This is a genomic window from Microcoleus sp. Pol7_A1 (genome assembly GCF_036701085.1).
GTDB classification, from domain to species: domain Bacteria; phylum Cyanobacteriota; class Cyanobacteriia; order Cyanobacteriales; family Microcoleaceae; genus Microcoleus; species Microcoleus asticus.
In genome coordinates, this window is the sequence record NZ_JAUBQD010000063.1 from 1 (window position 1) to 14901 (window position 14901).

General features: G+C 44.9%; 16 protein-coding genes and 1 pseudogene. 5 read left to right on the forward strand and 12 right to left on the reverse strand.

The window, feature by feature from the left end; genetic code table 11:
• Positions 1-194: 194 nt before the first annotated feature.
• From QUA20_RS25905 to QUA20_RS25920, 4 genes are read right to left on the reverse strand one after another with little or no spacing between them, the layout of a single operon-like run.
• On the reverse strand, positions 195-980 hold the full coding sequence (locus tag QUA20_RS25905; RefSeq protein ID WP_333192424.1) for an ABC transporter ATP-binding protein: 786 nt from the start codon (positions 978-980) through the stop codon (positions 195-197).
• 47 nt (positions 981-1027) lie between these two features.
• Entirely contained in the window at positions 1028-1156 is a 129-nt protein-coding gene (locus tag QUA20_RS25910; RefSeq protein ID WP_333192425.1) for a hypothetical protein, read from the reverse strand.
• Positions 1122-2114, reverse strand: a complete 993-nt coding sequence (locus QUA20_RS25915) for an iron ABC transporter permease (RefSeq protein ID WP_333192426.1) — start codon at positions 2112-2114, stop codon at positions 1122-1124. The genes QUA20_RS25910 and QUA20_RS25915 overlap by 35 nt, the downstream gene beginning before the upstream one ends.
• Before the next feature lie 47 nt (positions 2115-2161).
• Entirely contained in the window at positions 2162-2716 is a 555-nt protein-coding gene (locus QUA20_RS25920) for a methyltransferase domain-containing protein (RefSeq protein ID WP_333192429.1), read from the reverse strand.
• Positions 2717-2892: 176 nt separating this feature from the next.
• Here QUA20_RS25920 and QUA20_RS25925 point away from each other — a divergent pair, with 176 nt between their 5' ends.
• From QUA20_RS25925 to QUA20_RS25935, 3 genes are all read left to right on the forward strand, one after another.
• Positions 2893-3339: a SufE family protein gene (locus tag QUA20_RS25925; RefSeq protein WP_333099944.1), complete on the forward strand. Its 447-nt coding sequence runs from the start codon at positions 2893-2895 to the stop codon at positions 3337-3339.
• Between the two features lie 14 nt (positions 3340-3353).
• Complete coding sequence (locus tag QUA20_RS25930) at positions 3354-4259, forward strand: alpha/beta hydrolase (RefSeq protein ID WP_333192431.1); 906 nt, start codon at positions 3354-3356, stop codon at positions 4257-4259.
• Between the two features lie 79 nt (positions 4260-4338).
• On the forward strand, positions 4339-5304 hold the full coding sequence (locus tag QUA20_RS25935; protein WP_333192433.1) for a DUF6282 family protein: 966 nt from the start codon (positions 4339-4341) through the stop codon (positions 5302-5304).
• A 75-nt stretch (positions 5305-5379) separates the two neighbouring features.
• Here the strand turns inward: QUA20_RS25935 and QUA20_RS25940 are convergent, their stop codons facing one another.
• Both QUA20_RS25940 and QUA20_RS25945 read right to left on the reverse strand, forming a co-directional pair.
• The gene (locus QUA20_RS25940) at positions 5380-6312 is read right to left on the reverse strand and encodes a hypothetical protein (RefSeq protein ID WP_333192435.1); all 933 of its coding nucleotides are present in this window, start codon (positions 6310-6312) and stop codon (positions 5380-5382) included.
• A 469-nt stretch (positions 6313-6781) separates the two neighbouring features.
• On the reverse strand, positions 6782-7039 hold the full coding sequence (locus QUA20_RS25945) for an iron chelate uptake ABC transporter family permease subunit (protein ID WP_333192438.1): 258 nt from the start codon (positions 7037-7039) through the stop codon (positions 6782-6784).
• An 83-nt stretch (positions 7040-7122) separates the two neighbouring features.
• Between QUA20_RS25945 and QUA20_RS25950 the strand changes: the two are divergent.
• Positions 7123-7566: pseudogene (locus QUA20_RS25950) on the forward strand (SufE family protein).
• A 56-nt stretch (positions 7567-7622) separates the two neighbouring features.
• Here the strand turns inward: QUA20_RS25950 and QUA20_RS25955 are convergent.
• The 3 genes from QUA20_RS25955 to QUA20_RS25965 all read right to left on the reverse strand — a co-directional run bounded on the left by QUA20_RS25955 (position 7623) and on the right by QUA20_RS25965 (position 10990).
• On the reverse strand, positions 7623-9086 hold the full coding sequence (locus QUA20_RS25955; protein WP_333192441.1) for an MFS transporter: 1464 nt from the start codon (positions 9084-9086) through the stop codon (positions 7623-7625).
• Positions 9087-9168: 82 nt separating this feature from the next.
• Positions 9169-10317 carry a homocitrate synthase/isopropylmalate synthase family protein gene (locus QUA20_RS25960; protein ID WP_333192444.1) on the reverse strand — a complete coding sequence of 383 codons (1149 nt, stop codon included), beginning with the start codon at positions 10315-10317 and terminating at the stop codon, positions 9169-9171.
• A 178-nt stretch (positions 10318-10495) separates the two neighbouring features.
• On the reverse strand, positions 10496-10990 hold the full coding sequence (locus QUA20_RS25965; RefSeq protein WP_333192445.1) for a thioesterase family protein: 495 nt from the start codon (positions 10988-10990) through the stop codon (positions 10496-10498).
• 142 nt (positions 10991-11132) lie between these two features.
• Between QUA20_RS25965 and QUA20_RS25970 the strand changes: the two genes are divergently transcribed.
• The gene (locus tag QUA20_RS25970; protein WP_333192448.1) at positions 11133-11984 is read left to right on the forward strand and encodes a universal stress protein; all 852 of its coding nucleotides are present in this window, start codon (positions 11133-11135) and stop codon (positions 11982-11984) included.
• A gap of 120 nt (positions 11985-12104) precedes the next feature.
• Here the strand turns inward: QUA20_RS25970 and psbM are convergent, their stop codons facing one another.
• The 3 genes from psbM to QUA20_RS25985 form a co-directional block, all read right to left on the reverse strand.
• Entirely contained in the window at positions 12105-12218 is a 114-nt protein-coding gene (gene psbM, locus QUA20_RS25975; protein ID WP_006631488.1) for a photosystem II reaction center protein PsbM, read from the reverse strand.
• 294 nt (positions 12219-12512) lie between these two features.
• Positions 12513-12809 carry a 2Fe-2S iron-sulfur cluster-binding protein gene (locus QUA20_RS25980; RefSeq protein WP_333192449.1) on the reverse strand — a complete coding sequence of 99 codons (297 nt, stop codon included), beginning with the start codon at positions 12807-12809 and terminating at the stop codon, positions 12513-12515.
• 147 nt (positions 12810-12956) lie between these two features.
• A complete protein-coding gene (locus tag QUA20_RS25985) occupies positions 12957-14852 on the reverse strand; it encodes a TolC family protein (protein ID WP_333192452.1) in 1896 nt (631 codons plus the stop codon).
• Positions 14853-14901: the final 49 nt, after the last annotated feature.

Here is a 14901-nt window from a genome sequence, read left to right on the forward strand (position 1 = left end):
ATTTTTTTATAATTAACTATTTTTAGCGATTTTATCATGATCTGACCTCTGTCTCACATTTATTTGAAATGACTATAGTTTAAAGCCTGTGGCACTCAGATAGAACAGCGGATTGCGGCAATCAGTTAATAGAAATAATTATGAGTAAATTGAGAACTTAGTGCTAGGGCAAGGTTATACTTATCATAAAAAAATTAAGTGTGAAGAGTAGGAGCGATCGCACAAATCTGCAAGCCTACAGAAGTTTCTAAAATGATAGCTTCTACGCCAAAAATCTGAGCTAAATTATCAGGAGTTAAAACTTCTGCGGGAGTTCCTACACAAAAAAGTTCCCCTTTATTTAACATAGCAATCCTGGAACTGTACCTAGCAGCTAAATTAATTTCATGCAGCACAGTAATAATCGTCAATCTTTGTTTTAGATTTAGTTGGTTAAGCAACTCTAACAATTGCAACTGATAGCAAATATCTAAATAAGTAGTAGGTTCATCTAATAGCAAAACTTGCGGATTTTGAGCCAAAGCTAAGGCGAGGAAAGCGCGCTGGCGTTCGCCTCCAGAAAGTTGTTCGACAGGGCGATCGCGAAATTCCTCAATCCCAGTTTGAGCGATCGCAACTTCCACTTTTTCCGTATCTTCCTTGCTCAACTCCCACTGCCACCAACCCTGATGAGGAGAACGCCCCAAACTAACTAATTGCCGTACCGTCAAACCTTCTGGCACTGTTTGCTGCTGCGGCAAAATCGCTAATTTTTGAGCGACAACAGCCGCAGGTTGAGTATGAATTGCTTTGCCATCAAGCAACACACTTCCTTGCTGCGGAGTTAGGATGCGGCTAACTAACTTCAAGAAAGTAGACTTACCAGAACCGTTGGCACCGATGAGACTCAACCACTCACCAGGTTGTAAAGATAAAGTGATGTTGTGGGCGATCGTAACTTCGCCGTAACCCCCAGTTAAATTTTGAATTTCTAAAGACATTATATTTTGTTATTGGTTATTGGTTATTGGTAATCGGTAATCGGTAATTAATTTTGCGTCTTCCTTCTTCCCTCTTCCTTCTTCCTTCTTCCTTCTTCCCTCTTCCTTCTTCCTTCTTCCCTCTTCCTTCTTCCTTCTTCCCTACTGACTAGAACGCCGATAAAGCAGCCAGACAAACAGCGGAGAACCCAACAAAGCCGTAACCGTACCCACAGGTAATTCTACCGCACCCAAACGAGCCAAAAAATCCGCAAAAGTCAGCACCCAAGCACCGCCGAGCGCACTCATGGGCAACACAAACCGATAATCATTACCAACCAACAAACGCACCCCGTGAGGCACAACCAATCCCACAAAACCAATCAATCCGCCGATGCTGACAGCACTCGCAGCTAGCAAAGTAGCAACACCCCCAATCAACAAGCGCGATCGTACCAGCGAAACCCCCAAACCAACAGCTAAATCGTCGCCCAAAGCCAGCAAATTTATCGATCGCCCCAAAAAACATCCTAACAGCAAAGCCGCCAAAATATAAGGTGCAGCAACCTGCAAATCTGACCAACCGCGACCGTTCAAACTGCCGATCAACCAATTCAAAGCAGCTTGCAAGCGGCTGTCTTCAGCTAACAGCAGCAGCGTAGTTTGTATTGCCCCAAACAGAGAACTCACAGCCACACCAGCTAAAACTAAACGTTCAACAGAAATCCCCGTTTTAGTTTTCCCCAAAAAGTAGACCAGCATCGAAGTTAAAATAGCACCTATCCAAGCCGCCAAAGGCACCCAAGTTTGAAATATTCCCAAAGTCAGCATGGTAATCGCAACCAACCCTGCACCAGCCGAAATTCCTAATACAAAAGGATCGGCTAAACCGTTACGGAGCAACCCTTGCAGCAAAGCCCCCGACATTCCCAAAGCCGCACCAACCGTCAGCGCTGCCGCAACTCGGGGCAAACGCAATTCCCAGAAAATAGTTTGATTGACAGCATCACCTCGGTGCAGAAATGCTTGCCACAATTGATCTGCACTCATCGGCACCGCACCAAAAGAAAGCGAAAGGGCGATGGTTAACAGCAAACCCAATCCTAAGAATACAACTGCCTGAATAACTCGATATTTTAGCCAAATTTTTTTCACAATATATTATACCGCTTTGCTTTTAGATAAATAGCCTTTTTGCAGAGTTATTTCTGTGCGATCGCCCAAACTACCAAGGGAAAATCCGGCTCGTTTGCTAGCGAATGAATGGAGGGATTGTAAAGCTCCCACCTCGCAAAGTTTGCCACTACACAAGCTCGGTTTCCCCAGGCTCCTGTTTGAATGTTTTCTAAATTAAAACCGCATTCAGCAAGCAAGTATTTGATGCCAGTTTCTGTCCAGCGAGAGCAGTCTGTAGGATAATCGTGAATGCGAATTAAAAATGGTGTGGTTATTAAAAAGTAACCGTTGCTGTTGAGCATTTTATATATATTTCTCCCAGCGCGGTAAGGCCAAAGTAAATGTTCAAATATCTGCTCGGCAATTATCAAATCAAATGTTTCGTCGAGGCAAGACGTGCAAATATCAAAATCGGGATATTTGAGCGATTTATAGCTTTTGAAATACTCCCAATTACCCCAACTCTTGCCAGAAATTTCTAATACATTCAATTCCTCGGGCTGCAAGCTTTTAACAATTCTGCGCGTTTCGCGGTTCATTACGACTCGACACCAATCTTCGTTAACAGCACTAAATACCATATTTCCTCTGTTTTGAACGCTCGAACTCGTTAACTACAATAACAATAACCCATTCACCTGAAGACGGCTTCAGCGCGACCAGATGAATGCAGAGCAACGCCGATGTTGCAAATCGATCGCACCTGCTGCTACAATAAAATTTATAATATTAGCCAAATAAACTGCTACTTGGAATCATGTCCGCAAACACCGCGCTACCCGCAGCCTTAGCTAAAATCGTCCAGCGCTTCCAGCGACACTCCGATCCGAAACAGCGCTACGAACAACTGCTGTGGTATGCCAAGCGACTCCCAGCATTTCCCGAAAGCGACAAACTGCCTGAAAACAAAGTTTCTGGCTGCGTATCGCAAGTTTATATTACTGCAAATTTAGCAGACGGAAAAGTTTTGTATCAAGGCGATTCAGACGCTCAGTTAGTCAAAGGATTAGTTGGCTTGCTAGTGGAAGGTTTGAGCGGATTAACGCCTGCTGAAATTGTCACCATTACCCCAGATTTTATTCAAGACACGGGATTGAATGTCAGTCTGACACCTTCCCGAGCTAACGGATTTTACAACATTTTTCAAATGATGAAAAATAAGGCACTTGCTTGTGAATTGAACAAGCAAGCCGAAGCAAATTAAAAGAATAAACAGCCATGACTCAAACTACAGATTTAACAAAATCAGGTTCTGGCAACTATCCCGCCGCAGTTCAAGAATATCTCTGGAATTGGAACGAAACCCAAATTAAAGTTATTTACGAAACCAGAGGACAGGGAAATCCTGTATTGCTTCTGCCTGCTTTCAGTACGGTTTCGACGCGAGAAGAAATGCGTCCTTTAGCAGAATTGTTAGCTCCTAAATTTCAAGTTGTGAGCTTAGATTGGCCGGGTTTTGGCGAATCCGATCGCCCGCGAACCGACTATCAACCGCAATTATACCATCAATTTCTCAAGGATTTTGTTGAGTCAAATTTTAATAGTCCTGTTGCTGTAGTTGCTGCAGGTCACGCTGCCGGTTATGCGATGCAATTAGCGCAATCAAAGCCCAATGTATGGTCAAAGATTGTGTTAGCTGCACCGACTTGGCGCGGGCCTTTGCCGACGATGAGCAAACAGCAAAGCGGGTGGCATGGAATCGTGAGAGAATTAGTACGATCGCCCTTAATCGGTCAATTCCTTTACAAACTGAACACTGCGCCGTCATTTCTCAGTCTCATGTACCGCCGCCACGTCTATGTCGATGCAGCTAAAGTCACGCCGGATTTCATCCAAAGCAAATGGCAAGTGACGCAAAAACCCGGTGCTAGGTACGGTTCCGCCGCCTTCGTGACTGGTGGTTTAGATCCGGCAAAAGTGCGATCGGAATTTACAGATCAATTTCAACAGTTAGCAGTGCCGGTGATGGTTGTAATTGCTGAAAATGCGCCACCCAAATCTAAGGCTGAAATGGAAGCATTAACGGAATTACCGGGTGTTGAATCGCGAGTTATTCCCGGTTCATTGGGTATGCACGAAGAGAATGCAGCAGCTTTAGCAAATGCGGTTCAATCTTTTCTATAAATTATTTAAATCCAATTCTTCAGTCCGCGCAGGCGGACTTTGTTTGTGTAGCCCCGAATTATATTCGGAGGTTTACTATTTGGCGGTTTACATCATCAGAATAACAGCGGTATTTTGGCTAATTTTCTCTTCCTTTTCTTTGCCACTGTATGCTGTAGGAGAGCCGCCGTTTGCTAATTCACAAGAGAGTATTATTGAAGGTGCGATCGACTTTCACATCCATTCTTCTCCTGATGTGATTCCCCGCAGCTTAGACGATTTTGAGGTAGCTAAGTCAGCGGCGCGATCGCACATGAAAGCTGTTGTATTGAAAAATCATTATGCCAGTACAGCAGCGCGGGCAGTTTTGGTGAATAAAATAATACCAGAAATCCAAGTTTTCGGGGGAGTCGTTCTCAATCATGCTGTCGGTGGCATTAATCCCGATGCTGTAGAAGCAATGCACCGCATCGGTGGCAAATACGGTAAAATAGTGTGGCTGCCAACGGTTGATGCTGAGCATCACTTGCAGGTTTTTCACCAGCCTGGAATTGGGATTAAAGTTGCGGAAAATGGCAATGTTTTACCGGAAACAGCAGCGGTGTTGAAGATTGTAGCAAAAGAGAATTTGGTATTGGAAACCGGTCATATTTCCTCAGAAGAAGTGATGGCGGTTGTCACTGAAGCCAGCCTTCTCAACATTAAGAACATCCTGATTACCCACGCAATGGCAGATGTACCCGGTTTGTCCTTAGAAAATATGCAAAGAGCCGCCCAGATGGGAGCTTTTCTAGAACTAGCATTTGTTAACGATTTGATGGGAGAAAATGCTGCTGACGAGGGACACAAAAACTGGCATCAAGTTTCTATTAGTAAGATGGCAGCAGCGATTAAACTAATCGGAGCCGAGCATTTTGTTATGAGCACGGATTTGGGCAGAAAACCAGATCCTTTACCAGCAGAAGGCTACAAGTTATTTGTGAAAAAATTGATAGAGGAAGGCATTTCTCAACGCGAAATAGATTTAATGATGAAGGAAAATCCAGCTCGATTGTTAGGAATTTAGGAGTAATATTATGTCTCATGGCATAACTATTCTAAAGTTTGTAGGGAGGACTTTTGTCCTATCTTTGATTTCTCGTCAATTTGGCTCTACTTCAGGTTCTTGAGATTCTTGCTCGCCCGCTGGAGAGTTGGTTTGCAATTCGGAGAGCTGCGAATTTAGCTGCAAGCGTTCTTGATAGACGGTTTCTAAATGATTTTCTAATTCCGCTACTTGAGATTGCAGTTGATTTTGAGCCTGATTAGCTATATAGATTTGATTTTGAAATTCCGAGATTTGAGAGTAAAGGTACGATCGCTCTCTGTTAGCTGTTTCTAATTCCGATTGCAGTTGCGATCGCTCTTTTTCGACTACTTCCTGTTGAGCTTGCACGCTCAAAAGTTGAGACTGAAGTTCCTCCCCCTCTTCAATCGAGCGATCGAACTTAATTTGAATTTCCAACAACTGGTTTTGTAGCTGCAATCTGGTTTGACTAGCAGTTTGCAACTGACTCTCAAATTCAGACAGCAGAGCGTGAAATTGAGAGCGTTCTGCATCAACCGCCTCTAACTCTGCTTGCATTTCCAGCAATTGATCGTTAAGCTGCGATCGCTCCTGCTCCGCAACTTCTAACTGATATTGAAGTTCTGCCACTTCTGCTAACTGCGACTCAGCTTGTTGAGCATTTTCTAACTGCAACTCAGCAATGAGAGAATCAATTTGCGATCGCTCCTGGGCAATTCCTCCCAAAAATTCTTCCATTTCCGACACTCGATTATTTAAAAAATCTTGCTCGCGAGTCACAGTTTCCAACCGACTTTGCAACTCGGACAATTCAGAATTTAGCTGATTTTCATCCTGCATCTTTTGCCGCAATTCCAAATTCCTGGAATCCAACTGAGCCTCCAAATTCGAGATGGCTTCCTCCGAACCCTTTATACGCACCAAATTGCGGGAATTTCGCTTATTCAAAATTAGCCAGCAGACTAAGACCCCTGCTCCAAATCCTATGAATACAAGTAATCCTTCCATTTGTTGTATCTAATTGATATAAATTGATTAATCTTGATGCTTGCCCAAAAAATGGACATCAACAAATCGCTATCTTACTCAAAGCTATCACAACTTGCAAGCCTGTATTAACTTGGTTCAACAATTTATATTTATTTACAAATACCTTTTGTTTACAGGTAAGGTGCGCCATCCGCACCCTGCAAGCCTCATTAATGCAGCAAATCCACAATATGAGGAATAATCTCGATATGCTGAGTCAGCAAATAATCCAAGTAACCCCCAGTTAATTTTTTAATTTGTAAAGACATTGTATTTTAGTAATTGGGAATTGATCCTTAAGCATTGAGATTTGAAAATTGAGACTTGAAAAATGAAAATAAGGAATTCAAAATAGGGGAAAAATAAGAAATAACAAAAGCCTAACATTTGATTTTTTTCATTTTCCTTCTTCCCTCTTCCTTCTTCCCTCTTCCTTCTTCCTTCTTTCCTACTGACTAGAACGCCGATAAAGCAGCCAGACAAACAACGGAGAACCCAACAAAGCCGTAACCGTACCCACAGGCAATTCTACCCCACCCAAACGAGCCAAAAAATCAGCAAAATTCAATACCGAAGCACCGCCGATCGCACTCATTGGCAACACAAACCGATATTCATTACCAAGCAACAAACGCACCCCGTGAGGCACAACCAATCCCACAAAACCAATCAATCCGCCGATGATGACAACACTCGCAGCTAGCAAAGTAGCAACCCCCCTATCAATAAGCGCGATCGTACCAGCGAAACCCCCAAACCAACAGCTAAATCGTCGCCCAAAGCCAGCAAATTTATCGATCGACGCTACCCGCACCCCTAGCTAAAATCGTCCAGCGCTTTCAGCGACATTCCGATCCGAAACAGCGCTACTAACAACTGCTGTGGTATGCCAAGAGACTCCCAGCATTTCCCGAAAGCGATAAACTGCCGGAAAACAAAGTTTTTGGCTGCGTGTCGCAAGTTTATATTACTGCAAATTTGGCAGACGGAAAAGTTTTGAATCAAGGCAATTCAGACGCTCAGTTAGTCAAAGGATTAGTTGGCTTGCTGGTGGAAGGTTTGAGCGGATTAACGCCTGCTGAAATTGTCACCATTACCCCAGATTTTATTCAAGACACGGGATTGAGTGTGAGTTTGATACCTTCCCGCGCTAACGGATTTTACAACATTTTTCAAATGATGAAAAAGAAAGGGCTGCAATCCCTGGGAAGTGAGCAATTAGAACTGAATTAAACATGAAAACTTCTCACTAAAATCAACTTCTCACTAAAATCAACAGCAAATGATTTTTAGAGGATAGCCACTTTTTTATTTTCTCTCCACCAAAACAAAGTTGCCAACATTGTCGAAACTATTAATAAAACCCCAAGCACCAAAAAAGTAGTATGTGTAGCAAAAAGTAATGCTTGTACAGGCGCATTGCTAATATCGATATTCGGTGCAAAATTAGCGCTAAAACTTGTGGTAAAGAAGAACAAAGCACCTACTATTGGTACTCCCAGCATCTGCCCTAATATCCGCGAAAATGACAACAATCCCGAAGCAATACCTAATCGCTCTTTTGGTGCAGCTCCCATAATAGAGCTATTGTTAGGAGAGTTGAACATCGCCACTCCTACCCCATAGGGAATAATCCCCAAAATATACTTGATGACAGTTAATTCAGTATCGAATCTGCTGATTAAAAAACATCCAATTGCCATAAATACTAGACCAATTAAAGTAATTAGCTGCGTGCCAAAACGGTCGGAAAGAATACCCGCAATAGGCGCAGTCGTCACAATCAGAAGTGACGGTACTACCATTAAAAAACCAGATTTTTGAGTTGAATAGTGTTCAAGGAAGGTGAAGAAAAAAGGAAGGATAAAGATGACACCTGCGATCGCGAAATTTGCAATAAAACGTAGCGTTAAGCCCAGGCTAAACTCTACGGATTGAAATATTTTCAAGTCGATCATTGGTGCTGCTATTCGGGATTCAAACCATAAAAAGCCAATCAAGCTGACGACAGAAAAAACGAGCATATTTATGGCAATATAAGAATTACCCTTCTGTAATAGGGTAATGCCAAGAATAAAAGAAGTTAAGACTATGGTCAATATCAGCGTACCGATGATATCAAAGTTTTCTGGGTTTCCACTAATCGCAGAATTCGGTACAAAACAAGCCACAATCAAAATGGCAAAAATCCCAATCGGAACATTCACCCAGAAAATTAAAGGCCAGCCTCCCACACTCATCAGCAGTCCTCCTACCACGGGCCCCAAGGTAATCCCCATTCCGTAAATTCCCGCTCTAATACCTAGTCCCAATCCCCGCTCTGCCGCTGGAAATGCCTCCACAATCATCGCAGTTCCCAAGCCAGATAAAAACGCAGCACCTATTCCTTGCAATCCTCGAAACGCTATTAAAAACCCGACATTTGGCGCCATTCCACACAATAGCGAACTGAGCGTAAAGATTGTTAAGCCAATAATGTACAATCGCTTTTTGTTCCAGATATCACCTAATTTTGATACCAATATTACAAATATGGCGATTGCCAGCAAGTAACTTAAAACTATCCATTGACTCGTGGCAAAACTGGTATGGAGAGATTCAACCATAACTGGCAAAGCCAAGTTAACTATATACACATCCAAAGCAAAAATGAATACACCAATACCAATACCAACTGTAGTCCACCATTTTTCAGATGTTTTCTTCTCTTCTGGCTTTAATTCGTTAGAGTTTTCTGCTGGGGTTGTTGACATTATTACTATCTAGGGAGAGGTGGGTATTATTCTGAAATCATCCAAACTATAGCATTTTTTACTTGATAGGTGCTGCTGTCAATTAGCAATTATCTATAATTTCTATAAATTCTTTATCGATATCGATTGGGGTTCCTCTTTTAGCAATTTCTTTGATTTTTTTAAGAATCTTAGCTACTAAATATTTGTTTTCCGCCAGTTCCTCCCTGCCAATCTGCTTTAGAGCTAATTCTACAGCAGTCAAGCCGGATTGCATCCCTAATGCTATACTACTTTTAATTCCCAAAATTTCTGGATTTAAACTTTGATATAGGTGCTCATCTTTTGCCATTGCCGTAACGTGAACACCTGCATAATGGGTAAAAGCATTTTTCCCCACGGCAGGGTGATGAGGAGAAATAGGTACATGAGAATACTCGCTTACCAAATTATACAAATCTTTCAAATATCCTAGTTTCCAAAAGTTTTTCTCCTCAGTAAGGTCGGATAAATTTATTAGTAACTCAGCCAAATCCACTATACCAGCTCTTTCTCCCAGTCCCATCACGCTGACATCAATAATATCTGTTCCCGCTCTGAAGGCATCCAAGGCATTTGCTAAAGCTAAACCTCGGTCGTTGTGGCAATGAACTTCTATTTGTGGATATAATTCTCGTTTGGCTAGTTCCTCCTTCAGAATTTTGACAAAATAATAAATACTACGTTTTTGTTGAAATGGGGTTGTATATCCAGTCGTATCAGCTATGCTGATTATATTAGCTCCAGCCTGCACTGCTGCACTAGCCGCCTCAATCACATTTTTCAGAGGAGAGCGAACTGTATCTTCCGGCGTATAGCGAATCAATAAACTATCATTCTGCTCTCTAGCATAACTTATTACTTCCACAATTTTATCTAGGGCTTCATCTAAACAGATGTTATAGTCGCATTGCAATCGTTGAGAGGATACACTAAAAAACACGCCTAAAAAGCTGACATTACAATCCAGGGCTTTTTTAACATCATCTATTCGGCAGAGCGAATGAGCGCCTATTTTTGCTTTTAGTCCAGCATTGGCAATGCGGGTAACGGCTAAAGCAATTTCGCTATCTACAGCAGGATTGCCAGCTTCAATAATATCAACTCCTATGTGGTCTAAAAACTCCGCAATTTTTAACTTTGTTTCAGGTGCGAAATAAACTCCCGGGGTTTGTTCTCCCTCTCTCAAGGTAGAATCAAGAATTTGAATCATAATCTACGATCAATTTAGGTACTAACAACATCTTGAAAAAGGGGCTGGCATCGCCGAGGGCACAATACCTTATACAAACTTGAGCCATGACCCCCAATAGATATCTCCAAAAAATACAGTCAAAGGCCGCCAGGATGCGTGCTCCACAAAAGTTATTGGGGAGATCTAATAGATAAGTCTAAGGGTTGATGGCCAACTTTGCTAAAGCTGCCTGCACTGTTGGGGGTAATTGACGCATAATCTTACCTTTGTCGCGATCGACACCCACCAAAGTTACCTGTGCTGTCACATATAACTCCTGAGTATCAGCCGATCGAATTTCGTAATCCCAAAGCAGCCGCACACCCTCGCTAGCAGCTATTCGCGTTCTGACTGCCACAGATTGACCCATTTTTACAGAGCGGTGGTAGCGCAGCGACAGTTCCACCACGGGCAATTCCAAACCCTGCGCCACCCAGTCTGCATACTCGATGCCGAGAGATCGCAAACTTTCCACCCTAGCTTCCTCCATCCAAGCCAGATAAGTCCCGTGCCAAACCACACCGCTGTAGTCAGTATGGTGAGGGTACACTCGCACCAAATATTCAAACCAGCCCTCTGAGTCGATCCCGCGGCGATTTTGAATGGCACCAGTCGGTGCGAGTTCTGGTTGAGTTCGATCGTTCTCTAACACGTTACAAATTGTTCCAAAACGCTACATTTCTACAAATCATAAAGCAAACTTCAGGCTTATGCTTGACATTAAGCAACTCGAGTACCAACGCCCTAGTTAGAGCGTCGCACAAGAAAACTCAACTATTTTTACCGCCAAAACTATGATAGAAAAAATTTTAGTAGCCGTAGCCGGTCGCGGCTTGTGCGAAGAGATGTTTAATATGTTGATGGACATCCCTTCCTTGCAACAAACCTCTGTCACCGTCTTGCACGTCGTGCCGCCCCAAGTAACCTCCGATGGCATGGCCGAGAAGTTGGAAGAAGGAGGCAGGATTTTAGCACAAGCAGTCCAGTCTTTGAAAATAGATCCCAGCAAAGTCAATCCCCGGCTCAAACAGGGAGACCCGAAAACAACAGTTTGCCAAGTCGCAGAAGAAGAAAAATCCGACTTAGTAATTATGGGTTCTCGGGGACTCGGACGGCTGCAATCGATTTTGGAAAACTCAGTCAGCCAGTACGTTTTCCAGCTAACATCCAGACCAATGCTGTTAGTAAAAGACGACATCTACGTCAAAAAACTCAAGCGCGTCATGGTGGCGGTAGACAAATCAGAAGCTGCCAAACAGTCATTGCAGCTTGCGCTATCTTTGGTCAAAGGAGTCAGTGGCGGAGAGATAGTTTTAGTACACGTCACCAAAGATTTGACGGGAAAATCCAGCGAAGATTCAACAGCAAGTGCTGAAAAAGACTCGGTATTGGCTCCAGCAGTAGCAATAACGAAACAAATGGGAGTTAGCTACCGCTGTGTGAGTGCTACAGGCAAGCCAGGGGAAGAAATTTGTCGGATTGCAGACGACTTGAATGCCGACTTGTTGGTTATCGGTTCCCCGGATCGGCGGCCCAACGTTGCCAAAAGCTTTGTGGATATCGATCGACTCCTGGGAAATTCGCTATCAGACTACGTGCGAGTTTATGCCAACTGTCCCGTCTTGCTAGCCCGCACAGTCGCCTAGAATCTCATCGTTAAGAGTTAGCAGCCAACACTCAACAGTTAACAAAAAAAGCGCCTCAGCAAAAAGCTGTTGGCGCTTTTTTTTGCAAGCAGCAAAGCCAGACAGAAATAGCAGCAGTTGCTAATCTTTTCTGCTTTGACGGCTAGCTGTTTGAATGTACAGAATGATTAGAAAAACACTGGGAACCAATACAAACAGAATGGTTGCCACAAACCCTAAATCGTTAACTTCCATGAAGACGCTCGCCTCTATCGGAAAATGGAAAAACACACACAACTAGGATATCACTCAAAGGCAAAAGGCAAACTCGAAGACAGAAGGAGAGCTTGCGGACAAGCCTCGAAACCCGGTTTCTGCCTGGATGCCTCGCTGCCCAATCTTTAATTTGTCGTAGAAACCAAGTTTCTTTTCCTAGGCTAGCAAAAGGCGTGATTATACAGTGAAATAGGAAAAAAAAACAAAATTCTTGCATTTTGCATTTTTCTTTCCTTCTGCATCCCTAGCGTTATGCGTTGTGCCTTCTGAGAGTCACGGCTTAGTCTTGACGCTGACCTCGCCGTTGACCGTAGCTTGACAAGCCAACCGATAGTTTTCGGGCTTTTTCTTGAGCTTGCGGTTTTCAAAATCAGTGCGGGGCGACAGATTTTCACTTCCCTCGACAATTTCCACAATGCAGGTGCCGCATTGACCTATGCCCCCGCAATTCATCATCTTTCCCGAAAACGTGTACAAATCGATGCGGTTTTCTAGAGCTTTGAGCCTCAAATTCGCTCCGTCTGCTGCGATGACTTCCTGATTTTCCTTCACAAACTTGATATTGGCCATTGCCGATTCCTTAACGCAGTTGACATGGAACTCTATTAGAAAATATTAACTAATGTGTCGGACGTTTAATACCCGATGTCTAATTGCCTTCGCGATTAAAGGACGCGCGTGTGTAGCTATCCCGTAGGGAATTGTCCCAACCCAATCTCAAGGAGCATCCGAGAGGTTATTAGTGGGAAGATTGCTCACAGCCCGCTGAAGAGACGAAAGCCCCAGGTTGTAGGTGACAATTGCTGACAATCGGTTTCTCTCAGCCCTAGTCAAATCAGTTTCCGCCTGAATCACATCCGTCTGAGTACCCACGCCAGCTTGAAACCGCAGTCTCGCCAGACGCAGAGCTTCCCTTGACTGCAAAACTCCCGCCTCAGAAGTTTCGATATTCTCAAAACTCGACTCCAAGCCAAAATAAGCTTGTTCCACTTCCCGACGCACCTGGTTGCGGAGTTGGTCGAATCGACTTTCGGCGATCGTAATCTCAGCATCCCGCTGTCTCGCCCTGGCGTTCGCCGCGCCCCCGTCGAAGATACTCCAAGTCAGACTCGCCCGGATCGAATACCCGTCTGCCCAGCCGCGAGCAGCATACGGGCTCGGGTTATCAGGGTCTTGTCCCAGTACGTTGTAACTACCCCCAACGCTCAGTTGAGGCAAACGCCCCGCCTGAATCGATCGCCTCTGCTGCTTGCTGATATCCCTCTGCACCAACTGCTGTTCCAACTCGGGGCGATTCCTAAAAGCCTGCACGATACTCTCTTCCAAAGACAGCCTCCAAGAGCCCGCTTGCTCTACCGGGTCAGCCGCTGTCAAGTTCGCCGACTGGCTGATATTCAAAATCTCAGCCAGACGCCGCTGGGCAACTCGCTGATCGCGACGGGCAACTGACAGTTGTTGCACTTCGTTAGCCAAATTTGCCTGAGCCTGCAACACAGCAAACCGGGTTCCCACCCCGGCCCGTTCCAAAGCTTCGGCATCCCGCAAACTTTGCTGGGCATTTCTGACCGAAGCTTGGCGGATGGCAACTTGTCCGTCCGCGTTTTGCAAGGTGTAGTAAGCCTCAGCAGTGTCGAAGCGGAGTTGCTCGGCTTGGCGTTCCACATCCAGTTCCCGAAGGCGCAACTGTTCCTCAGCCGCGCGGATGTTTGCGTTCCGGCCTCCGAACAAATCGAAGTTGTAGCTCAACTGCAAAGTGCTGTTGAGACTGTTGCTGCCCAAATTTGGGCCGGCTTGCTGGGCGGGCTGCCCGGTTCCGTTAGCGCTTTGGTTGAACTGGCGCTGCGTCGCCCGGACTCCGAGTTCTCCGCCGGCACTCACAGAACGGCTGGCGTCCATTTGAAAATTCAGGTCGGGATAAAGAGCAGCTTGCTGTTCGCGCAAAGCGGATCTGCTTTGTTCGACTTGCTGTCCGGCGATTTGCAAAACTTGGCTGTTGCGGCGGGCGAGGTCGATCGCCTGCTGCAAGGTAATTGACTCTGTTTGCTCGATCCTGACATCCTCGGGGTTTGTCGGAAACAGCAGCGGATTCGGGTTGGGTTCTAGGGAAGCCGGAGGGTTGGTGTCTAAAATGCCCCTCGGAGTGAGAGGGGGGAAACTTTCGTTCGGAGTGCCCCGGATAATTTGTACCGGGGAACTCGGCACAGGAACATTGTTGAGAGGGATCGGGGAAGGCTGCTGAGCGTCTGTCGGTCCCAAACCTCTTATAGGTGTCGAACCTGCCTGAGACAGAGTTGATGGGGAAGCCGGAGCAGCCTGTTGAGGCTTTGATGCTTGCTCGGGCTTGGTTGGGGGAGTTGATGCGATCTTCGCTCCCCCTTGCTGCTGAGACTCGGAGGTTGGCGGGTTAAGGGCGATCGACTGTTCGGGATCTGAGGCTGATTCTGGCGCTGTGTTCGAGGTCGATCGAATATTCTGCCCTAATTCGAGCTGATTGCTAAGGGCCAAACTGTCCTGAGATTGAGCCGGAGGCTGTGCTGAAGCACTCTGTGCGGCGTTGCTGAAAGTAATTGCAGCGCCCACTCCGACTACGATGATTTGACGAAAAACACGCATAATTTTTTAATTACTCTGCAATCCTAGAGACAATTTTAGAGCAAGATTG